The organism is Rahnella bruchi (assembly GCF_003614975.1).
Lineage (GTDB): Bacteria > Pseudomonadota > Gammaproteobacteria > Enterobacterales > Enterobacteriaceae > Rahnella > Rahnella bruchi.
Window position 1 is genome coordinate 216,676 of record NZ_QZWI01000001.1, and the last position, 22,505, is coordinate 239,180.

The following is a 22,505-nucleotide window of genomic DNA, read 5'->3' on the forward strand; positions in this document are numbered from 1 at the left end:
CGTATCAGGCTTTGTCAGCGTCAGGATTTACAGAACGCAGGAAGAAATCCAGCGTCTCGGCGACAGTTTTATCCATGCCAATTTCAGGTTTCCAGTCAAGCAGACGACGGGCATTTTTGATGCTCGGCGTGCGGTGCTCAACGTCCTGATAACCCTTACCGTAGTAAGTGCTGCTTTCAACCAGATTGAAACCGGCAAACGGCGGGAACTGGGCGCGAAGCGGGTGAGCTTCAAAGCTGCTCAGCAACATTTCTGCCAGCTGGCGGATGCTCGCTTCGTTCGTAGGGTTACCGATATTGATAATCTGCCCATCACACAGGTTGTCGCGGTTCTCGATGATGCGGAACAACGCTTCGATGCCGTCGTTGATGTCAGTGAAGCAACGTTTCTGTTCGCCGCCGTCAACCAGTTTGATCGGTGAACCTTCAACCAGATTCAGGATCAGCTGAGTGATCGCACGGGAAGAACCGATACGCGCCGCATCCAGGTTATCCAGACGTGGTCCCATCCAGTTAAACGGACGGAACAGCGTAAATTTCAGTCCTTCTTTCGCACCATACGCCCAGATAACACGGTCGAGCAGCTGTTTAGAAACAGAATAAATCCAGCGCTGCTTGTTGATCGGGCCGACGATCAGACGGGAATGATCTTCATCGAATTCTTTGTCATCACACATACCGTAAACTTCAGACGTTGACGGGAAGATGATACGTTTTTTGTATTTCACACAGTCGCGAACGATTTTCAGGTTTTCTTCGAAATCCAGTTCAAATACGCGCAGCGGATTGCGGGTGTATTCAATTGGCGTTGCGATGGCCACCAATGGCAGAACGACGTCACATTTTTTGATGTGATATTCGATCCACTCGGAATGGATGCTGATATCGCCTTCAACGAAGTGGAAATGCGGGTTATCCATGAAGCGGCTGACCGCATCAGAGCTGATATCCAGACCATAAATTTCGTAACGGTCTTCACGCAGCAGACGTTCGCTGAGGTGGTTACCAATGAAACCGTTCACACCCAGAATAAGCACGCGGGTACGACGTTTCATGACAGCCGTTGGCAGCGTCGACACGCGCATGTCCGGCATGATGCCCAGTTCCAGCGCCAGACGTGAACCCTGAACATACAGGCCGTTTTCACTTTGTCCCGCCAGGATCTCCAGTGCGCCTTCGCCACAGGCGATGGTCAGTGGATCAGAAGAAAGCACGGTACCCGGTTGTTTGTCATGCCGGGTATCCAGCGGACGTGCGCGCCAGATAGTCAGTTTACGCTGACCCAGATAAGAGAAAGCCCCCGGATAAGGTTCGGTCACAGCACGGATCAGGTTATTAATTTCAGTGGCAGTTTTGTGCCAGTGAATTTCGCCGTCCGCAGCGGTGCGACGGCCAAAGTAAGTGGCCTGCGATTCGTCTTGTGGTGTCAGGGTAATTTTACCGGCTTTCATTTCTGGCAGAACATCGGTCAGAAGCGCTTTAGCGGCATCACGGACTTTAGCGTGCAGTTTGAGCGCGGTGTCATCAGCGGTAATAGCCACTTTACGCTGACCCACGATATCACCCGCATCCGGGCGTTTAACCATTTTATGCAAAGTAACGCCGGTTTCAGTTTCGCCATTCAGCAGCGCCCAGTTAACCGGTGCGCGACCACGGTAGCGTGGCAGCAATGAACCGTGCAGGTTGAAACCGCCGCGTGGCGCCAGAGATAAAATCTCTTCGCTCAGCATGTTACGATAGTAGAAAGAGAAAATAACATCAGGCTGCAAAGCACGGATGCGGTCGACCCACAATGGATGGTTAACATCTTCCGGTGCATAAACCGGCAGATTCAGTTCAGCGCCCTGACGGGCTACAGATGAAAAGAACTGGTTTTCATTAGGGGCATCAGTATGCGTAAAGACCGCCTGAACATCATAACCTGCGTCAACCAGAGCCTGTAAACCAACACAACCTATATCATGGTAGGCAAATACAATCGCTTTCATCACTCTTCTTCCTGACTGTTATCTTCGGAACGAACGCCGACGACTTTTTGAACGAAATAACGGGGACGCGCACGGACATCATTGTAGATACGCCCGATGTATTCACCGAGTAACCCCATGCCAACAAACTGCGCACCGATAAACATGAATAACAATGCAAATAACGTAAATACGCCATCCGCAGCCCAGGCAGGACCGTTGATAAGGCGCATCAAAATCAGAAATACCGCCAGCACAAAACCGAAGATGGCGATCGCACTGCCCACCACGCTGAGCATTCTCAGTGGCGTCGTCGTCAGGCAGGTGATCAGGTCATACATCAGGTTGATGAGTTTCATCAGGCTGTATTTAGAATCACCGAATTCGCGCTCTGAGTGCTGAACTGGGATCTCAATCGTTTTGCGTGCAAAGGTGTTCGCCAGAATCGGGATAAAGGTGCTGCGCTCATGGCAATGCAGCATGGCTTCGATAATGTGGCGACGGTAAGCACGCAACATGCAACCGTAATCACCCATCGATTTGCCGGTGGCGCGCTGGATCATCATGTTGATCATTTTCGATGCAGATTTACGGAACCAGGAATCGCGGCGGTTCGCGCGCACGGTACCGACAACGTCATAGCCTTCATCGGCGGTGGCGACCAGACGCGGGATTTCTTCCGGCGGGTTTTGCAGGTCAGCATCAAGCGTAATAACCAGATCACCGGTCACATGGCTGAAACCAGCCATAATGGCCGAATGCTGGCCGTAGTTGCGGTTGAGCAAAACAGCAATAACATGGCTGTCCGGTTGTTCCGCAGCAGCAGTGAGCATGTCACCGGAGCTGTCAGAACTGCCGTCATCCACCAGAATGATTTCGTATTGTTGAGTTAATTGCTTACAGGCTGCCTGCGTACGTGATAACAACGCCGGCAAGCTTTCTTCTTCGTTGTAGACCGGGATAACTACCGAGACTTTACGAATGGGTTCGTATTGCGCCACTACTGCGCCTCCAGAAGGGAAAAAAGAGCCGCGACAACACGGTCCACATCGCTGTCCTGCATATCAGGAAACAGCGGCAGGCTGCACAAACGTGCCGAGTTCCATTCACTATTTGGCAGACTCAGGTGCGGATAGCGTTCACGGTAATATTTTTGAGTATGGGCTGCGCGGAAATGCAAACCGGTTCCGATTCCCTGCTCTTTCAGGCGTTCCATCAGCGCATCACGGCTGATACCGCAACGCTCTTCATCCACACGGATCATGAATAAATGCCAGGCATGGAGGTGCGGATAAGCCGGCACATTCATTGGCAGATAAGGTGAACCCTGTAATTTATCGAGATAAAGCTGTGCCAGTTCGCTACGACGTGCATTCATTTCATGCAGGCGCTTAAGCTGAACGACTGCGATAGAAGCGTGAATATCGGACAAATTGTATTTAAAACCGGGCTCGACAACTTCAGCCTGCGGTTTGCGCCCGAGTACCTGGCGATCAAATGCATCAACGGCCAGACCGTGGAATTTCAACGCGCGGACCCGATTCGCCAGTTCGTCGTCATCCGTGGCAATCAGGCCACCTTCGGCGCAGGTCATATTTTTGATAGCGTGGAAGGAAAAGATTGCCGTTCCCTGCGCGCCAATCCAGCGGTCGCGGTAACGGGTGCCTGCCGCGTGCGCAGCATCTTCCACGACCGGAATTCCGTGTTCATCAGCAACTGCGTAAATCGGGTCAAGATCTAAAGGCGCGCCCGCGTAATGCACCGGAATAATCGCTTTAGTTTTCGGCGTGATGGCGGCAGCAATGGCTTGTGCACTTACCATCAGGGTATCGGGGTCAACGTCGATCATGACCGGTTCTGCGCCCAGCAGAACAATCATATTGATAGTTGAAACCCATGTCTGAGAAGGGGTAATGACTTCATCGCCGGGACCTATGCCCAGCGCCATCAACGTGACATGCATGCCACCGGTTGCGGAACTGACTGCGATAGCATGTTTACAACCGAAAGCCGAAGAGAAGTCCTGTTCCAGCTGATTTGTTTGCGGTCCGGTAGTGATCCAACCTGAGCGCAAAACCTGTCCCACAGCCGCTATCTCTTCTTCGCCCATAGACGGACGTGAGAAAGGCAAAAAGTTTTCCATTACGCTATCCCGAAAGGTAATTAATTGATGCCAACTTTAGACCGTATTTATTTAACAACAGGTAAACACTGTCATGAATTTATGAATCTTATGATGTCGGTTTAATCTTAATTTAACCTTAAGGATTTTCCAGTTTTGTGAAGTTAAATAGAAACTAAACCAGAAGAAAATAAATAAAAGTGATTGGTAAAACTCTTTTTAAAACAATACATTGAATTCATCTTCAGGGCATGCTAAAAAATGAACTTTATTTAGATATTGGAAACGCTGTTCTTTTTATGAACAGACAGGTCGGTCATAAACCTAACACCTGATAATAAAATAATTACACCGCTATTCATTAAGTTTCGCGTTACGTCATCGCGGCCATTATCCACTGACGCCCCGCCAGTTTATATCCCTGAAACGCCACCTTATAAACCGCAGAAAGTGTTTCGGCCTGCATAACATCAGAACATTTCCCCGTCTTAACAACTTCACCCGCCGACATCAGCCAGACGTTATGTGCATAATGCAGAGTATGATTGAGATCATGATCACTCATCACCACTGAACGCCCAGCGGCACAGAACTCCGTCAGTAACTGGTCGAGTGCCTGCTGTTGCGCGACGTCCAGGCTGTTCATCGGTTCGTCGAGAAATAAAAGCTGGCTGTCCGGATTGACTTCAGGCCATACCTGGAGCAAGACAGCGGCCAGCCTGACCCTTTGCCATTCACCACCAGAAAGATGCGTGACCGGACGGGCAAGTTTATCGCTCAGATGTAAAGCGGAGCACAAACGGGAAATCGTGCGCTCCAGCACAACAGGGTCGGAATTTTTTGGCTGATGCAGGGACAGATACTGGAATACCGGCATCAGCGATGCCGGTGTCAGTTGCTGGCAAAGCCAGGCGCGCAGTCGTGCCAGGCGCGGGCCCGGCAACTCCGCCAGCCTTTGTCCGTCGATAAAGACGTCACCTTTCCCGCCCGATATCCCTGCCAGCCGATTCAGTAATGTGCTCTTCCCTGCCCCGTTCGGCCCGATAAGATGTATCCGGCTTCCGGGCGCGATATGCGAACTAAACGCCTGAAGGCGGCCTTCAACCGCAATTTCGCGACATTCCAGCATCTGTGCTTCCATGACTGTGTTATTTCGCCAGTGCGGCTTTAATCGTTTCCATCAGGATAGGATCTTCCGGCGTCATGTCCGGTGCAAATCGTTGCACTACAGTGCCGTCACGACCGATAAGGAATTTTTCGAAGTTCCACAAAATATCATCGGGTTTTAAAGGCTGACGACCTTTGCTCGCAAGACGCTCGTAGAAAGCGCTGTCTTCCGGTTTTACCGCAGCAGGACGGGCAGCAATCATCGCAGAATACAGAGGATGACGGTTGTCGCCATTCACGTTAATTTTGCTGAACATAGGGAATTTCACGCCAAAGTTGGTGGTACAGAAGGTTTTAATTTCATCTTCAGTGCCCGGTTCCTGCGCGCCAAACTCATTACATGGGAATCCCAGAACCTCAAATCCCTGGTCATGCCAGGCCTGATAAATATTTTCCAGGCTTTCATACTGTTTAGTCAGACCACATTGTGACGCCACGTTCACGACCAGCAATACTGAACCTTTAAAAGCACCCAGCGTTGTGGTTTCGCCATCAATGGTTTTCAGGGAGATGTCAAAAATGTCATTACTCATTGTTTTTATCCTGATAGTTGCAGGTTAGGTAAAGGGAGAGCATAGACGACCCGCCGTAAATAATCAGCGGATTTGTCCGACTCTGATCAGAAGCCAGATGAAGACCGGAGCTCCCAGTGTGGCGGTAACCACGCCGACGGGCAATTCAGCCGCATACAGACCGATTCTCGATACCACGTCTGCGAGAAGTAACACGCAAGCGCCGCCAAGTGCGCAGGCTGGCAGCAAACGACGCTGGTCGGTGATACCTGCCAGTCGCAGAATATGCGGGATAACCAGTCCGATAAAACCTATCACGCCGGACAGCGCCACGCTCAGCCCGACAATCCACCCGACCGCCAGAACCAGTACGTAGCGCCACGTCGTCAGCGATATTCCCAGTTGCTGCGCCTGTACAATGCCAAGCGACAGAAGGTTGAGGACGTTGCCCTGGAAGACCAACCAAAGCAATACCGGCAATATCAGCAAGCCCAGCCAGACCTGATTCCAGTCAACCCCTCCGAAACCGCCCATCATCCAGTACATCAGCTGGCGCAAATCGAGATTACTGCTGAAGTAAATGGCCCAGGTCATTAAGGCACTGCAAACGATACCGATTGCCACGCCGACCAGCAGCATGCGGGCGTTAGTTAACAGGCGCTTACGGGAAATAGCTAACAGGAAAAATGTGACAATCAATGCGCCTGCAATGGCCGCCAGACTCATCATCCAGACAGGTAAAATGCCGTGGCTAAGCATGACGCAAAAAACCAGTGCCACACCGGCACCATTAGCAACACCGAGCAATCCGGGTTCTGCGAGCGGGTTTTCGAATAATGACTGCATCACTGCGCCAGCAACGGCAAGACCCGCACCGACTAAAATTACCGCAATAGCGCGGGGTAACCGCAGTTGCCACACAAACAGCCGCGCCTCACTGCTGAGCCATTGATCGGGCCATAACCAGTTTTCACCCGCACTCAGGCTGAATACGCAAATAATTATCAGCAACAGACTCAGCCCGACCAGCCAGCGGCGGTCACGGCGTTCCCGTTGTTGTTCAAGAGCAGAATAGGTCTGCGGAATGGGCATGAAAGGCAGTTTCCTGAGACTCACTGTAGATGACTATCCTACCGATATTAGTCAGTTAGCTCTGACTAGTGAACCGGATAATGACAAAAACAGGAAACAAAAAAGCCGGTGACAAAGCACCGGCTTGAAAAGTCTTAATGGAAGCTACGGAATCAGTGGCCCTGATGACCGTCTGGCGGGATCGGCTGGCCATTCCCGTGATTGTCATTATGCCCGCCCTGATGATCCCGATTATCATGGTGATCACCATTATCATGATGATCGCCGTTGTTCGGGTGTGGCTGGTTGTGCGGCGGATTACTGTGACCACGTTGTGGCGGACTAGAATCCCAGCGGTTACCATGCCAGTACATACCATGCTCATTGCGCTCACCATAGTGATGGCCCTGATGGTCATGCCACCACTGTGGCGGACGCCAGTCATAACCATCCCAGTAGTAGCCACGATGATCCTGATCCCCGAGATGAACCGATACGCCGGGTACGTTAACGTCAACAGAAACATTTGCCTGCGCGATCACAGGCAATGCCAGTGCACAACAAAGCAATAAAAGAGATTTTTTCATAATAGTCATGCCTTCTTTATTTTTATGACGTGCTTTTTATATCAGGCAGTAAAGACAGAGAATATAAGAGTGCGGCGTATTTTCGGATAACTTGCTGTGACCTTACAATAAAAATACAAATATATCCTGACTGAAATAATTCAGCAGGATGGAGATTATTAACTATTCAATTCTTATTACGATACTAACAAATCTTAACGCAAGCCTGACGATAACCCGCCAGCCTTTTATTTATAATTAAATTGTTTATTCCAATAAAGGACATTCCTATGCGCCGTATTCTCGCTTTCGTTGGTGTTGCTCTGGTCGTGGTAAGCCTCAGTGGCTGTATCTTCCCTGGCCCTTATGGTCACGGCGGTGGTCATGGCGGTGGTCATCCCCATTATTACTGGCACTAACACTGATTAAGAATTTTCGGCATTGTATTTGTTTATTTACCGACTGCGAATCTGAATATAAACAGATATCAATGCGTTTAACATCAAGGGGCTTCGGCCCCTTTTATTTTTTATTGGGTTCATATTTACACAGTTCGTTGGGATAAATATTTGAACAATACTGTACTTATAAAATAAAGCTTAATTAATGGTCAATCCACCAGAGATAATATTTTAACTTGCTTGCTGATAAATTTAATCTATCAGACGATTCCTGAAACAACCACCCTATTAACGAAATCTTTTCACTTCCTGTGCAATTTCACGCTAATTATTTCATTTCAGAAAAATCGCAAATGCTGCCCAAAAAAAAGGCCGCTTTCGCGGCCTTTTTGCTGATTTCACTTATTCTTTCGGAGTAGCATTCTCTACACGACTTTTCAATTTCTGTCCCGGACGGAAAGTCACCACACGACGCGCCGTGATCGGAATATCTTCGCCGGTTTTCGGGTTACGTCCCGGACGTTGGTTTTTGTCACGCAGATCAAAATTGCCAAAGCCAGACAGTTTAACTTGCTCGCCATTTTCCAAAGCACGACGTACTTCTTCGAAAAATATCTCAACAAGATCTTTGGCATCCCGTTTGCTCAGCCCGAGCTTCTCAAACAGGTGTTCTGACATTTCAGCTTTAGTAAGCGCCATAGGTTCAATCCCTCAAGGATGCTTGGAATCGCTGTTTTAGAGCCTCTACACATTTTGCAACGGTAGCGGCGATCTCCTCTTCTTCCAGTGTACGGCCGGTATCCTGCAACACCAGACTGATAGCCAGGCTCTTGTAACCTTCAGCTACGCCCTTGCCACGGTACACATCAAACAAGTTTACGCCAACTACCTGATTTGCGCCAACTTTCTTGCACTCTGCCAAAATATCGTCTGCGGGCACGTTTTCGGCCACTACAACAGCGATGTCACGACGGTTCGCCGGGAAGCGAGAAATCTCTTTCGCATCAGGCAGTACGCGGTCTGCGACCTTATTCCATAAGAGTTCGAACACCACGGTACGACCATTAAGATCGAGTTTACGTTCCAGCTCAGGGTGGACTACACCAATGAAACCAATACGTTCGCCGTGTAAATAAATCGCTGCGCTCTGTCCAGGATGCAACGCAGGATTTGCTTCAACCTTGAACTGTACGTCGTTCATTTTGCCGGTAAGCTCAAGAATAGCCTCAAGATCACCTTTCAAATCGTAGTAGTCAACTGACTGGCGCGCCAGATCCCAATGCTCTTCATTTTTCGTGCCGGAGATCACACCTGACAGCATGACGTCCTGACGGATACCCAAATCAGCTTGTGTATCAGGTACAAAGCGCAGGCCGCTCTCGAATAAACGCACACGACTTTGCTGACGATTTTGGTTATTTACGACTGCAGTCAGCAGGCCGGACCACAGAGAAAGGCGCATCGCGGACATTTCTACGGAGATCGGGCTTGGCAAAATCAGCGCTTCTTCACCCGGATGCAGCAGAGCCTGAACTTTTGGATCCACAAAACTGTAGGTGATTGCTTCCTGGAAACCGCGGTCAACCAGCAGATTTTTCACACGTTTCAGCGACAAATTCGCTTCATGATGCTTCGTCATCACCAGACTGGCTTTCACTGGCACATCAGGGATGTTGTTATAGCCGTAAACGCGCGCAACTTCTTCCACCAGATCTTCTTCAATCTGCATGTCGAAACGCCAGCTTGGCGCCACAGCCACCCAATGATCGCCATTGTGCTTAACCTGGCAGCCCAGACGGGTCAGGATATCCGTCACCTGTACGTCTTCGACGTGATGACCAATCAGGCGATCGAGTTTTTCACGGCGCAAAGTGATGGTCGCCGCTTTCGGCAGATGCTCTTCTGAAGTCGCGTTGATAACCGGACCGGCTTCACCACCACAGATGCTCAACAGCAAAGCAGTTGCGCGTTCGATTGCTTTAAATTGCAGCTCGGGATCCACACCACGTTCATAGCGGTGAGAAGCATCCGTATGCAGGCCCTGACGGCGTGCACGTCCCGTGATCGAAAGCGGAGCGAAGAACGCAGACTCCAGGAGGACATCCTGCGTCTCATCGTTCACACCGGAATGTTCACCACCAAAGATACCGGCCATAACCAGCGCTTTTTCATGGTCTGCAATGACCAGCGTATCTTCCGCCAGTTTTGCCGTGGTCCCATCGAGCAGGGTCAGGGCTTCGTCTTTTTGCGCCATGCGCACAACGATGCCACCGCTGATGCGATTCAGATCGAATGCGTGCATTGGCTGACCGAGTTCCAACAATACGAAGTTGGTGATATCGACAACGGCGTCGATAGAGCGGATCCCGCAGCGGCGCAGTTTTTCACGCATCCATAATGGCGTGGTGGCCTTAACGTTAATGCCTTTAATGACACGACCCAGATAACGCGGACACGCCTGGGGAGCCTGCACATCAATAGCAATCGTAGTGTCAACGGTGGCTTTGACCGGATTGATCTCAGGCTCAACCAGCGGCAATTGGTTAATCACCGCAACATCACGCGCCACGCCCAGAATACCCAGACAGTCCGCACGGTTTGGCGTCACACTGATTTCGATAATGGTGTCATCGAGTTTCAGGAATTCACGGATATCGGTGCCAACCGGTGCATCCAGCGGCAGTTCAATGATGCCGTCATGATCTTCGGAAATACCCAGCTCGGAGAACGAACACAGCATGCCTTCTGAAGGCTCGCCACGCAGTTTGGCGGCTTTGATTTTGAAATCACCCGGCAATACGGCGCCCACAGTCGCGACTGCAACTTTAAGGCCCTGACGGCAGTTGGGTGCGCCACAAACGATGTCCAGCAGGCGATCGCCGCCGACATTCACTTTAGTCACACGCAGTTTGTCTGCGTTAGGGTGCTGACCACATTCGACAACTTCACCGACTACCACGCCATTGAATGCGCCGGAAACCGGATCCACGCCATCGACTTCGAGGCCGGCCATGGTGATTTGGTCTGATAATGCTTCGCTGCTGATGGCTGGGTTTACCCACTCACGCAACCAGAGTTCACTGAATTTCATGTGATATTCCCGCCTTACTTAAACTGTTTGAGGAAACGCAGATCATTTTCGAAGAATGCACGCAAGTCAGTCACGCCATAGCGCAACATGGTCAGACGTTCCATTCCCATCCCGAAGGCAAAACCGGAATACACTTCAGGGTCAATACCGACGTTGCGCAGTACATTCGGATGCACCATGCCGCAACCCAGCACTTCCAGCCATTTGCCATTTTTACCCATCACATCCACTTCCGCAGAAGGCTCTGTGAACGGGAAATAGGAAGGGCGGAAACGGATCTGCAAATCAGCTTCAAAGAAGTTGTTCAGGAAATCGTGCAGTGTGCCTTTCAGGTTGGAGAAGCTGATGTCTTTATCAACAATCAGGCCTTCCATCTGGTGGAACATCGGGGTGTGAGTCTGGTCGTAATCGTTACGATAAACGCGGCCCGGCGCGATAATGCGGATCGGCGGCTGCTGGTCTTTCATCGTACGGATCTGAACACCGGAAGTCTGGGTACGCAGCAAGCGCTTGGCATCAAACCAGAAAGTATCGTGGTCGGCACGTGCCGGGTGGTGACCCGGAATATTCAGTGCATCAAAGTTATGATAGTCATCCTCGATTTCCGGGCCGGTTTCCACGGTAAAGCCTAGTTCACCGAAGAAGGTTTCAATGCGGTCGATAGTACGGGTCACCGGGTGCAGACCGCCGTTTTCAATGCGACGACCAGGCAGAGAAACGTCAATCGTTTCTTCAGCCAGGCGTGCATTCAGTTCGGCAGACTCCAGCATATTTTTACGCGCGTTCAGGGCTTCCTGAACCTGCGCTTTCGCTTCGTTAATGACCGCGCCCGCTGCCGGACGTTCTTCCGCAGGTAATTCACGGAGGGTTGTCATCTGGAGTGTCAGGTGGCCTTTCTTACCCAGATATTCGACACGCACGTTATCCAGCGCGGTGATATCCTGAGCACTCTCTACGGCTGCCTTGGCATTGGCAACCAGCTCTGCGAGATGTGGCATTGCTTTCCTCTTCTTCTGGCCAATATGGCCCGATGTAAAATAACCGTGATTAATCAGGGGCGCGATTTTGACCCTGAACCTTAGTGTATAAAGCACAGATACAAAAAAGCCTCCACGAGGGAGGCTTAGGCGCTACTTTTCGTTTCTTCTCTTACGCGCGAAAGCCTTCCTGAGTCAGGCGCTAAAGTAAAAAAAGAAACGGAAAATAGCAGCATTCATGCTTGCGTTACCTTATCAGTTGTAAATTTTGTGCTGATGTTCTGACGAAATGCTTCGTATCAGATCAGGGGTATTAAACAACGAAACAGAATGTTTTTAAACACAAAATATAAAAGAGGGAGCAAGCTCCCTCTTTCACCTGACTTACGCCAGTGCTGCTTTCGCTTTTTCGACCAGAGCGGCAAATACCACTTTGTCGAATACTGCGATGTCAGCCAAGATCTTACGGTCAATTTCAATAGAAGCTTTTTTCAAGCCGTTAATGAATTTGCTGTAAGACATGTCGTTCTGACGAGCTGCTGCGTTGATACGCGCGATCCACAGCTGACGGAACTGACGTTTTTTCTGACGACGGTCACGGTAAGCGTATTGACCAGCTTTGATAACAGCCTGGAATGCAACACGATATACGCGAGAACGGGCACCGTAGTAGCCTTTCGCCTGTTTTAAGATTTTTTTGTGACGTGCACGTGCAATCACACCACGTTTTACGCGAGCCATATGCTCTCCTGAGTTTTATATTCTAGATGAAAAAAAGTGTATTTATGCGTACGGCAGACATGCAGAGACCAGACCCAAATCGTTCTTGGATACCAGGCCTTTTGGACGCAAGTGACGTTTACGCTTAGTAGCTTTTTTGGTCAGAATATGACGCAGGTTTGCGTGCTTACGCTTAAAACCACCGTTGGCGGTTTTTTTGAAGCGTTTAGCGGCGCCGCGTACTGTTTTGATCTTTGGCATTTTAAATTCCACTTCGCATTGTTATTAACATGAATCAGAAAGGCGAATCCAGCATACGCGGTGCAAGCACCGCGCAGCAGGATTACTTGGAAGCCTTACTGTTTCTTCTTAGGTGCGAGCACCATGATCATCTGACGGCCTTCGATCTTCGTAGGGAAGGATTCGACAACGGCCAATTCAGAATCTTCACACAGGTCTTTACGGACGCGGTTAAGCACTTCCATACCGATCTGTTGGTGCGCCATTTCACGCCCACGGAAACGCAGGGTGATTTTGGCTTTATCGCCATCTTCCAGAAAGCGAATCAGGTTGCGTAGTTTGACCTGATAGTCGCCATCATCGGTACCAGGTCGGAATTTGATTTCCTTAACCTGAATAACTTTTTGTTTCTTTTTCTGCTCTTTAGTCGACTTGCTCTTCTCGTAGAGGAATTTGCCGTAATCCATGATTCGACAAACTGGCGGCTCGGCATTCGGACTGATTTCTACTAAATCGACGCCCGCTTCCTCAGCTTTTTCAAGAGCTTCATTCAGACTGACAATACCAATCTGCTCGCCATCGACGCCGGTGAGGCGAACTTCTTGCGCGCGAATCTCTTTGTTAATGCGATTAGGACGCGCCGGTTGAACTCGTTTTCCGCCTTTAATACTTTATTCCTCCAGTTGATGAAGACTTCTGCTGCGGATTTCCGCCAGCAGTTTGTCAACGACTTCGCTAACATCCATGCTTCCTAAGTCTTTGCCGCGGCGGGTACGAACAGCAACTTTGCCTGCTTCGACCTCTTTATCGCCACAAACTAACATGTAAGGAACACGGCGTAGCGTGTGTTCGCGAATTTTAAAGCCAATCTTCTCATTTCTCAAGTCGGCTTTAACGCGAATGCCTGCATCTTGCAGTTTTTTAGTTAATTCTTCGACATAGGTAGCTTGTGCATCAGTGATATTCATAATCACTACCTGAACCGGGGCCATCCATGTTGGGAAGAAGCCAGCGTATTCTTCAGTCAGAATACCTATGAAACGCTCCATTGAACCCAGGATAGCACGGTGAATCATTACCGGGACCTGACGGTCGTTGCTTTCGCCAATATAAGAGGCATTCAAGCGACCAGGTAATGAAAAGTCGAGCTGCACGGTACCACACTGCCACGCACGATCCAAACAATCATGCAAGGTAAATTCAATTTTCGGACCGTAGAACGCGCCTTCACCTGGCTGATATTCGAACGGAATGTCGTTTTCAGTCAGTGCAGCGGCCAGATCATCCTCAGCACGAGTCCACATTTCGTCAGTACCAATGCGCTTCTCAGGACGGGTGGACAATTTCACCACAATCTTTTCAAAACCAAAAGTGCTGTACATGTCGTAAACCATGCGGATACAGCTGTTCACTTCATCACGTACCTGCTCTTCTGTACAGAAGATGTGGGCATCGTCCTGAGTGAAGCCACGAACGCGCATCAGGCCATGCAATGCACCTGACGGCTCATTACGGTGGCAGCTGCCGAATTCGGCCATACGCAGCGGCAGATCGCGGTAGGATTTCAGACCCTGGTTGAAGATCTGAACGTGACCCGGGCAGTTCATCGGTTTGATGCAGTATTCACGGTTTTCAGAAGAAGTCGTGAACATCGCTTCTTTGTAGTTTTCCCAGTGGCCCGTTTTTTCCCACAGCACGCGGTCCATCATGAACGGACCTTTTACTTCCTGATAGTCATATGACTTCAGTTTCATGCGTACAAAGGCTTCCAGCTCACGGAAAATAGTCCAGCCGTCGTTATGCCAGAACACCATACCTGGCGCTTCTTCCTGCATGTGGTACAGGTCGAGTTGCTTACCAATTTTACGGTGGTCACGTTTACCGGCTTCTTCCAGGCGCTGAATGTAGGCATTCAGCTGCTTTTTATCTGCCCATGCGGTGCCGTAGATGCGTTGCAGCATTTTGTTGTCGCTGTTACCACGCCAGTAAGCACCGGAAGTTTTCTGCAGTTTGAAATGATGACAGAAACGCATATTGGGTACGTGCGGACCACGGCACATATCCACGTATTCTTCATGGTGGTACAAGCCCGGACGATCATCATGACTGATGTTTTCATCCAGAATGGCCACTTTGTATTCTTCTCCACGGCTTGCAAAGGTATCGCGCGCTTCCTGCCAGCTGACTTTCTTTTTGATAACGTCGTAATTCTTTTCAGCCAGTTCGTGCATGCGCTTTTCAAGCAGTTCGATGTCTTCCTGAGTCAATGTGCGATCTAAATCCACATCGTAGTAGAAGCCATTATCGATAACCGGGCCGATGGCCATTTTGGTGTCTGGCCACAGTTGTTTAATGGCATGACCCAAAAGGTGCGCACAGGAGTGACGCAGAATTTCAAGACCGGCTTCGTCTTTAGCGGTGATGATCGCCAGTTGTGCATCGGTTTCAATCAAATCAGTTGCATCAACCAGTTCGCCGTTAACGCGACCCGCGATGCAGGCTTTCGCCAGACCAGGACCGATATCAAGCGCAACATCAAGAGGAGAAACGGGGCGATCAAAAACGCGCTGGCTTCCATCAGGAAGAGTAATGACAGGCATGTTAATTCCTTAATCTACAGTGGTGCCCCACACGACAGAGCACATCTAGAAAAATATTTGAGTGTAATTTCATGTAGTTATTCACGCTATTCAGCTTTACTTTGCCGAATATAGGCACCCAGGAATACATCACGTAATTGTATCGGGACGCGACGTGAAAACAGGCAACGAGTTTAACACCCGTAAAGTGCGAATTTCCAGCAACCTCTGTTGCTTAATAGGGATATTTTTCGTGTAATCCCCCACCGGCAAGATAAGGTATTCAGAGAAACATTGGATAAGGGAAGCATATGTCTGAAGTCAGGCTGTTATTTGAAGCAATAGGTTTAGGTTTGGTGGTACTCCTTCCGCTGGCAAACCCCCTGACAACAGTGGCACTGTTGCTCGGCCTTTCAGGGAAAATGACCACACAGGAAAGAAACCAGCAATCGCTGATGGCCTCTGTGTATGTCTTCATCATCATGATGGTGGCGTATTACGCCGGTCAGCTGGTCATGAACACGTTTGGAATTTCCATTCCCGGTCTGAGAATTGCGGGAGGGCTGATCGTGACCTTTATCGGTTTCAGGATGCTGTTTCCACAGCCACATGTGGAAGAGAGAGTGCTGATTGAGAATAAAACCGAGGAAATGAGGAAACAGGAATCGCCAAATATCGCCTTCGTTCCGCTGGCTATGCCAAGCACCGCGGGGCCGGGTACCATCGCGATGATCATCAGCAGCGCGGCTACCGTCAGAGATTCTGATTTCCCGCACTGGATAATTACTGTCGCACCGGTGATTATTTTCTTTTTGGTCGGGCTGATATTATGGATCACGCTGCGCAGCTCAGGGGCAATTATGCGCCTGGTCGGCAAGAGCGGGATTGAGGCGATTTCACGTCTGATGGGATTCTTGCTGGTGTGTATGGGAGTTCAGTTTGTGATTAACGGGATCCTGGAAATCATCAAGACATTGCCGCCAGCAGCCTGAGCTGCTGGCAGAAATCTTAACGCTTATCGCATAGCAAGATAAGCGTTGTTCACTTTCCACAAATAACGTGGTGCCTGAGGTGCAGGATGGTTTTTCTGCACATGTTGGGAAAACTCAGCAGGCGTCATCAGATTAATCTTGGCGATCGCGTAAGTTTTATCTTTCGCAAAGGTTCTCAGTAATGCCCCTGCCCCGTTCACATAGGCCAATGTTGTCGCGTAACGACGGGTTTCAGGGTTGTTGATGCCTGACAGTTGCTGTTGCAGGATACTCAGATACGCCGTTCCCAGATCAATGTTCACCGCCGGATTTTTCAAATCACGTGGCGTAGGCTGACCGTAACGTCCTTTCATCCGGTAGGCATCGCGTCCTGCCGTTGAGGCCTTTAGCTGCATTAACCCAATCGCATTCGATTTGCTGACAACGGTTGGGTTATATCCAGATTCGACCTGAATGATTGCTTTAACAAGTGTTTCGTCAACGCCGTAAGTATTTGCTGCCTGGTGAATAACCTCACCATAAGGCCCCGGATGCATTAATGAGGCATCGCGCTGAGGTGGCGGCGACGGATTCAAAAAATGCGTTGTTTGAACCGGTGTTTCTTTAGCGCAACCCGCCAGCAATAGCGCGGCCATCAAATAAAGAATGTTTGGTTTCACGTTATCTCTCTCGCGACTGGGACGAGATGTAGCATATACATCTTCTTTCCACACCTGAATATATTTTTAGTCTATTATTATTATTGTTTTGTTAAACAAGGGGGTTAGGAACATGTCGATAAGACAATTCTGTATATAAAACCTCTTTCGTGTCACATATTCTGAAAATAACAGATTCATTGATTACGCTCTCGGTTCGCCAACGTCGTAAATTGCAGAAATTAAGATCATTATCTGATTCAGCCGTGCGCCGGATCGGGTTTTTAAAGCAGAGAAAACGCTAACTTAATGAATTATCGGGCCAGTCAGAAGGGGTAATACCATGTGGCAAGCCGTCAATCGTTTGTTGAGTGAACACCTTGGCAGTGCTGAAATCCGCGAACGTGTTGAACTGCCGGGAGGTGAAATTCATCCGGCATGGCGGCTGAGCTATGGTGACAGGGATGTGTTTGTGAAATGCAATGCGCGCGAAATGCTGCCTATTTTTGCCGCAGAAGCCGATCAGCTTGCTCTCCTTGCTCGCAGCCAGACCGTCCGGGTACCGGAAGTTTACGGAGTGGGAAGTGACCGTGATTACAGCTTTCTTCTGCTCGAATATATCCCGCAAAAACCGCTGGATACGCACAATGCGTATATTTTAGGGCAACAACTCGCCGCTTTGCACCAATGGAGTGAACAGCTGCAATTTGGTCTTGATTTCGATAATGAGCTGGCTACGCTTCCTCAACCCAATAGCTGGCAACGGCGTTGGGCCACGTTTTTCTCAGAGCAGCGGATTGGCTGGCAGCTACAGCTGGCGGCAGAAAAAGGCATGACGTTCGGTAATATAGAAGATATCACCGCAATGGTCTTTGCGCGTTTACAGAATCATCAGCCACAGCCGTCTTTATTGCACGGCGATTTATGGCCGCATAACTGCGGGTTGTCAGATAACGGCCCGGTTATTTTTGACCCGGCTTGTTACTGGGGCGACCGGGAATGCGATCTCGCCATGTTGCCGTTGTATCCCAATGTTCCGCCTCAGTTATACGACGGCTATCAGAGTAAAACGCCGTTGCCTGAGGACTTCATTTCCAGACAACCTCTCTACCAGTTATATTATCTGCTTAACCGCAGTAATTTATTCGGTGGTCAGCATCTGGTGGTTGCTCAACGTGCGGTTGAGAGGCTGTTACACGATGACATCAATTAACGCCTTACTCTTTTTGTAGCGCCCAAAAATAAGGCCTGAATACGCGAATATTCAGGCCTTATTTATATCGCTACCTTCGTTCAACAACATATCGCTCAACAACGAAATGTTATGAATATGTTGTCACGATTATCCGGCGATTAAACCTAATAATTTCAAAACGAAATATCCGATAACAGCAATAATGATCGGCAAAATATACAACGGGAAATACTGCACCAAAATGGTGTGCCGTGGTATCACGATGCGCTCTTCAATCTGCGGACGGGTCCGTCCCTCCGCACCTTTCGCCTGCTCAAGGATCAGCTGGTCCTGGATCCCTTCGCGAACATGTTTCACCTGACGGGACATTCTTGCGCCGGAAGCCTGAAGTGCCAGCCCCACAAAAATCAGCCAGTAGATGATGAAGAACATGATATTCGCGGTAGTCACACCTTGCCCAAGTGACGGCACCGGCGAGTTGTACCAAAAAACGTTCAAAAATGTAGTGTTAAACTTAATCATATCAACCATCACGTGGACAAAATCCAGCATAACGGCATTGATGCCCTGCTCAGTTTTAGTATGCTCATTGATAAAGGTTAGCAATGAGATCAGCGTTGAAAGCAGCGCAGGGATAAAAATAATCCATCCTGCAATCCGTTTAATCACTGCCACACGTCCGGCCTGTTGGTACGTCATGAATTCCCCTTGTTAGGATACCTTAAGCAACAGCTAAGTTTACCCACAGAAAGGTTTTCCCGCCCAATGTTTTAATCAGTTAGGCCCTCTTCAGTGCGAGCAGCTAAGTCATTTCTCCGCACAACAGATTTCATCCGCACGAAAGCCAATGGTAAAGTGAAGGCCTATTCACTGTTAGGGAGTCCGCTTTCATGGCTTATGTCCGCCCTGTTAATGCAGCAATTTTCGATATGGATGGTCTGTTAATTGATTCTGAACGGTTGTGGGTTCAGGCAGAACTGGACGTTTTCAGCAGCCTTGGCGTCGATATCTCTCAGCGACATTTGCTGCCGGATACCCTGGGGCTACGCATCGACCAGGTCGTCAGAATGTGGTATCAGGTGCTGCCATGGCAAGGGCCTGACCAGGCGGAGGTGGCTTCGATGATCATCGCCCGCACCATTGAGCTGGTGGAACAGACCCGGCCATTATTACCCGGCGTTAATCACGCGCTTGAATTGTGTCGTGATCAGGGGCTGAAGATTGGCCTGGCCTCCGCGTCACCATTATTCATGCTCGATACCGTGCTGGAAATGTTCAATCTGCAATCCTATTTCCAGGTACGTGTTTCTGCCGAGAAACTGCCCTACAGCAAACCGCATCCGGAAGTATATCTGCTGGCAGCCGGTGAGTTAGCGGTCGACCCGCTGAACTGCGTCACTCTGGAAGACTCCTTTAATGGCATGATTGCGACGAAAGCTGCGCGTATGCGCTCTGTGGTCGTACCGGATAAGGAATACTTCGCAGATCCGCGCTGGGCACTGGCGGATATCAAACTTTCCTCGCTGGAAGAGCTTATCCCGGCACATATCCTGTAATTCTGTTGCGCAGCCGCGCCCTGCTGCTGCGCATTCCACTTTCTTTGTTCTTCATTACCCGCTTTTCTGCCCCCTTTAAGCCTGACCAGAGTTCCCCAGATTGAATTTAATTTCGCAAACCTTGAGCTGACTCATGAAATAAATAAAACGATATTTCATTTTTATTGAATTCGCATGCCAATGAACCTATTCTTTCTGCAACAAGGACGAGCCGGGAGCTCTCCTGCTTCTGTACGCTGTCACTGCCACGCAACGGTCAGACTCGCCCGGTAAGTCCTCCTTCATCGCTATCCTACGAGAGGCACCGACATGCAAGTTCGTCAAAGCATTCACAGCGACCACGCAAAAACACTTGATACCGCTGAATTACGCCGCGAATTTCTCATCGAGAAAATCTTTGAAAAAAATGCCTACACCATGACCTACAGCCATATTGACCGCATCATTGTCGGCGGCGTCATGCCTGCTGAGAAAACGGTTTCCGTAGGGGATGAAGTCGGTAAGCAACTGGGTGTGAGCTATTTTCTCGAGCGCCGCGAGCTTGGTGTAATCAACATCGGTGGTCCGGGACTTATCGTGGTTGATGGTACAACCTATGAAATCGGCCATGAAGAAGCGTTGTATGTCGGCAAAGGGGCAAAAAATGTCGAGTTCAGCAGCGTTGATGCAGCGAAGCCTGCCAAGTTTTACTACAACAGCGCCCCGGCCCACACCACTTTCCCAAACAAGAAAATCACGCTGGCGGAAGCTTCACCACAAACTATCGGCGATGCAGCAACCAGCAACCGTCGCACTATCAATAAATTTATCGTGCCTGACGTACTGGAAACCTGCCAGCTGACCATGGGGCTGACCAAACTCGAGGAAGGCAGCCTGTGGAATACCATGCCTTGCCACACCCACGAGCGCCGTATGGAAGTCTATTTCTACTTCAACATGGAAGCGGAAACCGCGGTATTCCATATGATGGGGAAACCGCAAGAAACCCGTCATCTATTAGTCCATAACGAGCAGGCGGTGATCTCACCAAGCTGGTCGATTCACTCTGGTGTGGGTACCAAAAACTACACCTTTATATGGGGTATGGTCGGGGAAAATCAGGTATTCGACGACATGGATCACGTCAAGGTCAGCGAACTGCGCTAACTCTCTGGCTCTGCCGCCGCAGGCAGAGCCACTTAATTTTTATGGCGAACGTGCCGTTGCAAAAGAGACTCTGAATATGATCCTCGATTCATTTGAATTAAACGGCAAAGTCGCCATCGTGACCGGCTGTAACACCGGACTTGGCCAAGGCATGGCGCTGGGTCTTGCTCAGGCGGGTTGCGATATTGTGGGTATCAACCAGTCAGCCCCCGAAGAGACAGAGAAAAAGATCATAGCCACCGGTCGCCGGTTTCTCGATTTGCGCGCCGACCTCAGCAGCATTAAAGACATTCCGAAGCTAATCGAAAAAGCCGTTGCTGAATTCGGTCGTATCGACATCCTGGTGAACAACGCCGGGATTATCCGCCGGGAAGATGCTATCGAGTTCAGTGAAAAAAACTGGGACGACGTGATGAATGTGAACAGCAAGACGCTGTTCTTTATGTCTCAGGCAGTAGCGAAACAGTTCATCAAACAAGGCAACGGAGGCAAAATCATTAACATCGCCTCAATGCTTTCTTATCAGGGCGGGATCCGTGTTCCTTCCTACACTGCATCGAAAAGCGCAGTGATGGGTATTACCCGGCTGATGGCCAATGAATGGGCAAAGCATGGCGTAAACGTAAATGCGATAGCGCCGGGTTACATGTCCACCAATAACACCGAGCAACTTCGTGCTGATGGCGATCGCAGCAAAGAGATTCTCGACAGGATCCCTGCCGGACGCTGGGGGTTACCGGAAGATGTCATGGGGCCGGTGGTATTTCTGGCTTCAAAAGCCTCCGATTACGTCAACGGCTACACAATTGCGGTAGATGGCGGCTGGCTGGCCAGATAACTGTGCAAAACGTGACATTTATATGGCGTATTTTTATACGCCTTTTTCTTTTTAATCAGTCCGTTGACAATTAGTTACAGGGTGTCTCTTCCAAGATTGTGACAGTTTCACTTATACTGGATAAAATAACAGTTATTCAGTTCGGACGCGTCATGACGGCGGAAGGCCATCTCATTTTCTCAATCGCCTGTGCGGTATTTGCCAAAAAGGCGCAGCTCTCCCCGGAGCTCGCGCACGGCGACTGGTGGCATATTATTTCAGGGTCCCTGCTCACCTGTTTATTGCCCGATATCGACCATCCGAAATCCGTGCTCGGCCAGCGTCTGAAATGGCTTTCCCATCCTATTGCCAGAGTTTTTGGTCACCGCGGATTTACCCACAGTTTGCTGGCCGTGGCGGGCGGTATCTTTCTTTTACGCACGCATTTCCCGCATGACTGGGTCATTCCGGTAGATGCTTTCCACGCCATGATCATAGGTTATCTGAGCCATATTCTTGCCGATATGCTGACGCCTGCAGGTGTCCCCCTGCTCTGGCCCTGTCGCTGGCGTTTTCGTCTGCCGCTGATCAACAGTCAAAAAGGCAATCAGCTGGAACGAACGTTGTGCCTGCTGCTGGTCGGGTTAACGCTGTTCTGGCCCGACTGGACGCCCATCATTGGTGCAATCAATCCGGACTTTTTTAACCACATCCTGAAATTGTTTATCTGACAAGTATAAAAGACAGGC

General features: G+C 49.7%; 24 protein-coding genes and 1 other annotated feature. Of the genes, 7 read left to right on the top strand and 17 right to left on the bottom strand.

Annotated features, from left to right (window positions below; all coding sequences use genetic code 11):
- Positions 1 to 4: 4 nt before the first annotated feature.
- The 7 genes from arnA to D5398_RS01045 all read right to left on the bottom strand — a co-directional run bounded on the left by arnA (position 5) and on the right by D5398_RS01045 (position 7,425).
- Entirely contained in the window at positions 5 to 1,987 is a 1,983-nt protein-coding gene (arnA, locus tag D5398_RS01015; RefSeq protein WP_120505971.1) for a bifunctional UDP-4-amino-4-deoxy-L-arabinose formyltransferase/UDP-glucuronic acid oxidase ArnA, read from the bottom strand.
- Entirely contained in the window at positions 1,987 to 2,967 is a 981-nt protein-coding gene (arnC, locus tag D5398_RS01020; protein ID WP_120505972.1) for an undecaprenyl-phosphate 4-deoxy-4-formamido-L-arabinose transferase, read from the bottom strand. Before arnC ends, arnA begins: the two co-directional genes overlap by 1 nt.
- A complete protein-coding gene (gene arnB / locus D5398_RS01025; RefSeq protein ID WP_120505973.1) occupies positions 2,967 to 4,109 on the bottom strand; it encodes a UDP-4-amino-4-deoxy-L-arabinose aminotransferase in 1,143 nt (380 codons plus the stop codon). Before arnB ends, arnC begins: the two co-directional genes overlap by 1 nt.
- A 352-nt stretch (positions 4,110 to 4,461) precedes the next feature.
- Positions 4,462 to 5,217 carry a vitamin B12 ABC transporter ATP-binding protein BtuD gene (gene btuD / locus D5398_RS01030; RefSeq protein WP_120506650.1) on the bottom strand — a complete coding sequence of 252 codons (756 nt, stop codon included), beginning with the start codon at positions 5,215 to 5,217 and terminating at the stop codon, positions 4,462 to 4,464.
- 19 nt (positions 5,218 to 5,236) lie between these two features.
- A complete protein-coding gene (locus D5398_RS01035) occupies positions 5,237 to 5,788 on the bottom strand; it encodes a glutathione peroxidase (RefSeq protein ID WP_120505974.1) in 552 nt (183 codons plus the stop codon).
- A gap of 63 nt (positions 5,789 to 5,851) precedes the next feature.
- On the bottom strand, positions 5,852 to 6,859 hold the full coding sequence (gene btuC / locus D5398_RS01040) for a vitamin B12 ABC transporter permease BtuC (protein ID WP_120505975.1): 1,008 nt from the start codon (positions 6,857 to 6,859) through the stop codon (positions 5,852 to 5,854).
- A 152-nt stretch (positions 6,860 to 7,011) separates the two neighbouring features.
- A complete protein-coding gene (locus D5398_RS01045) occupies positions 7,012 to 7,425 on the bottom strand; it encodes a DUF2502 domain-containing protein (RefSeq protein WP_120505976.1) in 414 nt (137 codons plus the stop codon).
- Between the two features lie 269 nt (positions 7,426 to 7,694).
- Here D5398_RS01045 and D5398_RS25750 point away from each other — a divergent pair, with 269 nt between their 5' ends.
- On the top strand, positions 7,695 to 7,823 hold the full coding sequence (locus D5398_RS25750) for a lipoprotein (protein ID WP_274387345.1): 129 nt from the start codon (positions 7,695 to 7,697) through the stop codon (positions 7,821 to 7,823).
- A gap of 384 nt (positions 7,824 to 8,207) precedes the next feature.
- On the opposite strand, the gene ihfA is transcribed toward D5398_RS25750, so the two are convergent.
- The 8 genes from ihfA to thrS form a co-directional block, all read right to left on the bottom strand.
- Positions 8,208 to 8,504, bottom strand: coding sequence for an integration host factor subunit alpha (gene ihfA / locus D5398_RS01050; protein ID WP_004089944.1), 297 nt, complete (start codon positions 8,502 to 8,504; stop codon positions 8,208 to 8,210).
- A 4-nt stretch (positions 8,505 to 8,508) separates the two neighbouring features.
- Positions 8,509 to 10,896 carry a phenylalanine--tRNA ligase subunit beta gene (pheT, locus tag D5398_RS01055; RefSeq protein WP_120505977.1) on the bottom strand — a complete coding sequence of 796 codons (2,388 nt, stop codon included), beginning with the start codon at positions 10,894 to 10,896 and terminating at the stop codon, positions 8,509 to 8,511.
- Between the two features lie 14 nt (positions 10,897 to 10,910).
- The gene (pheS, locus tag D5398_RS01060; RefSeq protein ID WP_120505978.1) at positions 10,911 to 11,894 is read right to left on the bottom strand and encodes a phenylalanine--tRNA ligase subunit alpha; all 984 of its coding nucleotides are present in this window, start codon (positions 11,892 to 11,894) and stop codon (positions 10,911 to 10,913) included.
- 99 nt (positions 11,895 to 11,993) lie between these two features.
- Positions 11,994 to 12,118 (bottom strand) — a sequence feature (Phe leader region).
- Positions 12,069 to 12,113: a pheST operon leader peptide PheM gene (gene pheM / locus D5398_RS25380; RefSeq protein ID WP_106120997.1), complete on the bottom strand. Its 45-nt coding sequence runs from the start codon at positions 12,111 to 12,113 to the stop codon at positions 12,069 to 12,071. Its footprint overlaps the feature before it by 45 nt.
- Positions 12,119 to 12,257: 139 nt before the next feature.
- Positions 12,258 to 12,614: a 50S ribosomal protein L20 gene (gene rplT, locus D5398_RS01070; protein WP_056773451.1), complete on the bottom strand. Its 357-nt coding sequence runs from the start codon at positions 12,612 to 12,614 to the stop codon at positions 12,258 to 12,260.
- A 42-nt stretch (positions 12,615 to 12,656) separates the two neighbouring features.
- A complete protein-coding gene (rpmI, locus tag D5398_RS01075; RefSeq protein ID WP_013576135.1) occupies positions 12,657 to 12,854 on the bottom strand; it encodes a 50S ribosomal protein L35 in 198 nt (65 codons plus the stop codon).
- 95 nt (positions 12,855 to 12,949) lie between these two features.
- Positions 12,950 to 13,501, bottom strand: a complete 552-nt coding sequence (infC, locus tag D5398_RS01080; protein ID WP_013576136.1) for a translation initiation factor IF-3 — start codon at positions 13,499 to 13,501, stop codon at positions 12,950 to 12,952.
- Positions 13,502 to 13,504: 3 nt separating this feature from the next.
- Positions 13,505 to 15,433 (bottom strand): threonine--tRNA ligase, encoded by a 1,929-nt coding sequence (thrS, locus tag D5398_RS01085; protein WP_120132004.1) that lies wholly within the window; start codon positions 15,431 to 15,433, stop codon positions 13,505 to 13,507.
- 290 nt (positions 15,434 to 15,723) lie between these two features.
- Here thrS and D5398_RS01090 point away from each other — a divergent pair, with 290 nt between their 5' ends.
- Positions 15,724 to 16,404 carry a MarC family NAAT transporter gene (locus D5398_RS01090; RefSeq protein WP_120132005.1) on the top strand — a complete coding sequence of 227 codons (681 nt, stop codon included), beginning with the start codon at positions 15,724 to 15,726 and terminating at the stop codon, positions 16,402 to 16,404.
- Positions 16,405 to 16,427: 23 nt separating this feature from the next.
- Here D5398_RS01090 and D5398_RS01095 read toward each other — a convergent pair whose 3' ends face one another.
- Positions 16,428 to 17,063: a transglycosylase SLT domain-containing protein gene (locus D5398_RS01095; RefSeq protein WP_120505979.1), complete on the bottom strand. Its 636-nt coding sequence runs from the start codon at positions 17,061 to 17,063 to the stop codon at positions 16,428 to 16,430.
- A 322-nt stretch (positions 17,064 to 17,385) separates the two neighbouring features.
- Here D5398_RS01095 and D5398_RS01100 point away from each other — a divergent pair, with 322 nt between their 5' ends.
- A complete protein-coding gene (locus D5398_RS01100) occupies positions 17,386 to 18,255 on the top strand; it encodes a fructosamine kinase family protein (RefSeq protein WP_120505980.1) in 870 nt (289 codons plus the stop codon).
- A gap of 129 nt (positions 18,256 to 18,384) precedes the next feature.
- Here the strand turns inward: D5398_RS01100 and D5398_RS01105 are convergent, their stop codons facing one another.
- A complete protein-coding gene (locus D5398_RS01105) occupies positions 18,385 to 18,936 on the bottom strand; it encodes a YniB family protein (RefSeq protein WP_120505981.1) in 552 nt (183 codons plus the stop codon).
- Between the two features lie 191 nt (positions 18,937 to 19,127).
- Between D5398_RS01105 and hxpB the strand changes: the two genes are divergently transcribed.
- The 4 genes from hxpB to D5398_RS01125 all read left to right on the top strand — a co-directional run bounded on the left by hxpB (position 19,128) and on the right by D5398_RS01125 (position 22,487).
- The gene (gene hxpB / locus D5398_RS01110; protein WP_120505982.1) at positions 19,128 to 19,793 is read left to right on the top strand and encodes a hexitol phosphatase HxpB; all 666 of its coding nucleotides are present in this window, start codon (positions 19,128 to 19,130) and stop codon (positions 19,791 to 19,793) included.
- A 309-nt stretch (positions 19,794 to 20,102) separates the two neighbouring features.
- A complete protein-coding gene (gene kduI / locus D5398_RS01115; RefSeq protein ID WP_120505983.1) occupies positions 20,103 to 20,939 on the top strand; it encodes a 5-dehydro-4-deoxy-D-glucuronate isomerase in 837 nt (278 codons plus the stop codon).
- A 76-nt stretch (positions 20,940 to 21,015) separates the two neighbouring features.
- Positions 21,016 to 21,777 (top strand): 2-dehydro-3-deoxy-D-gluconate 5-dehydrogenase KduD, encoded by a 762-nt coding sequence (kduD, locus tag D5398_RS01120; RefSeq protein ID WP_120505984.1) that lies wholly within the window; start codon positions 21,016 to 21,018, stop codon positions 21,775 to 21,777.
- Positions 21,778 to 21,929: 152 nt separating this feature from the next.
- Positions 21,930 to 22,487 (top strand): metal-dependent hydrolase, encoded by a 558-nt coding sequence (locus D5398_RS01125; RefSeq protein WP_120505985.1) that lies wholly within the window; start codon positions 21,930 to 21,932, stop codon positions 22,485 to 22,487.
- Positions 22,488 to 22,505 lie beyond the last annotated feature (18 nt).

Bases quoted from the DNA above. Each gene is read 5' to 3' on its own strand.
- arnA (WP_120505971.1), bottom strand. From the start codon at position 1,987: ATGAAAGCGATTGTATTTGCCTACCATGATATAGGTTGTGTTGGTTTA.
- arnB (WP_120505973.1), bottom strand. From the start codon at position 4,109: ATGGAAAACTTTTTGCCTTTCTCACGTCCGTCTATGGGCGAAGAAGAG.
- btuD (WP_120506650.1), bottom strand. From the start codon at position 5,217: ATGCTGGAATGTCGCGAAATTGCGGTTGAAGGCCGCCTTCAGGCGTTT.
- D5398_RS01035 (WP_120505974.1), bottom strand. From the start codon at position 5,788: ATGAGTAATGACATTTTTGACATCTCCCTGAAAACCATTGATGGCGAA.
- btuC (WP_120505975.1), bottom strand. From the start codon at position 6,859: ATGCCCATTCCGCAGACCTATTCTGCTCTTGAACAACAACGGGAACGC.
- D5398_RS01045 (WP_120505976.1), bottom strand. From the start codon at position 7,425: ATGAAAAAATCTCTTTTATTGCTTTGTTGTGCACTGGCATTGCCTGTG.
- D5398_RS25750 (WP_274387345.1), top strand. From the start codon at position 7,695: ATGCGCCGTATTCTCGCTTTCGTTGGTGTTGCTCTGGTCGTGGTAAGC.
- ihfA (WP_004089944.1), bottom strand. From the start codon at position 8,504: ATGGCGCTTACTAAAGCTGAAATGTCAGAACACCTGTTTGAGAAGCTC.
- pheT (WP_120505977.1), bottom strand. From the start codon at position 10,896: ATGAAATTCAGTGAACTCTGGTTGCGTGAGTGGGTAAACCCAGCCATC.
- pheS (WP_120505978.1), bottom strand. From the start codon at position 11,894: ATGCCACATCTCGCAGAGCTGGTTGCCAATGCCAAGGCAGCCGTAGAG.
- rplT (WP_056773451.1), bottom strand. From the start codon at position 12,614: ATGGCTCGCGTAAAACGTGGTGTGATTGCACGTGCACGTCACAAAAAA.
- rpmI (WP_013576135.1), bottom strand. From the start codon at position 12,854: ATGCCAAAGATCAAAACAGTACGCGGCGCCGCTAAACGCTTCAAAAAA.
- thrS (WP_120132004.1), bottom strand. From the start codon at position 15,433: ATGCCTGTCATTACTCTTCCTGATGGAAGCCAGCGCGTTTTTGATCGC.
- D5398_RS01090 (WP_120132005.1), top strand. From the start codon at position 15,724: ATGTCTGAAGTCAGGCTGTTATTTGAAGCAATAGGTTTAGGTTTGGTG.
- D5398_RS01100 (WP_120505980.1), top strand. From the start codon at position 17,386: ATGTGGCAAGCCGTCAATCGTTTGTTGAGTGAACACCTTGGCAGTGCT.
- D5398_RS01105 (WP_120505981.1), bottom strand. From the start codon at position 18,936: ATGACGTACCAACAGGCCGGACGTGTGGCAGTGATTAAACGGATTGCA.
- hxpB (WP_120505982.1), top strand. From the start codon at position 19,128: ATGGCTTATGTCCGCCCTGTTAATGCAGCAATTTTCGATATGGATGGT.
- kduI (WP_120505983.1), top strand. From the start codon at position 20,103: ATGCAAGTTCGTCAAAGCATTCACAGCGACCACGCAAAAACACTTGAT.
- kduD (WP_120505984.1), top strand. From the start codon at position 21,016: ATGATCCTCGATTCATTTGAATTAAACGGCAAAGTCGCCATCGTGACC.
- D5398_RS01125 (WP_120505985.1), top strand. From the start codon at position 21,930: ATGACGGCGGAAGGCCATCTCATTTTCTCAATCGCCTGTGCGGTATTT.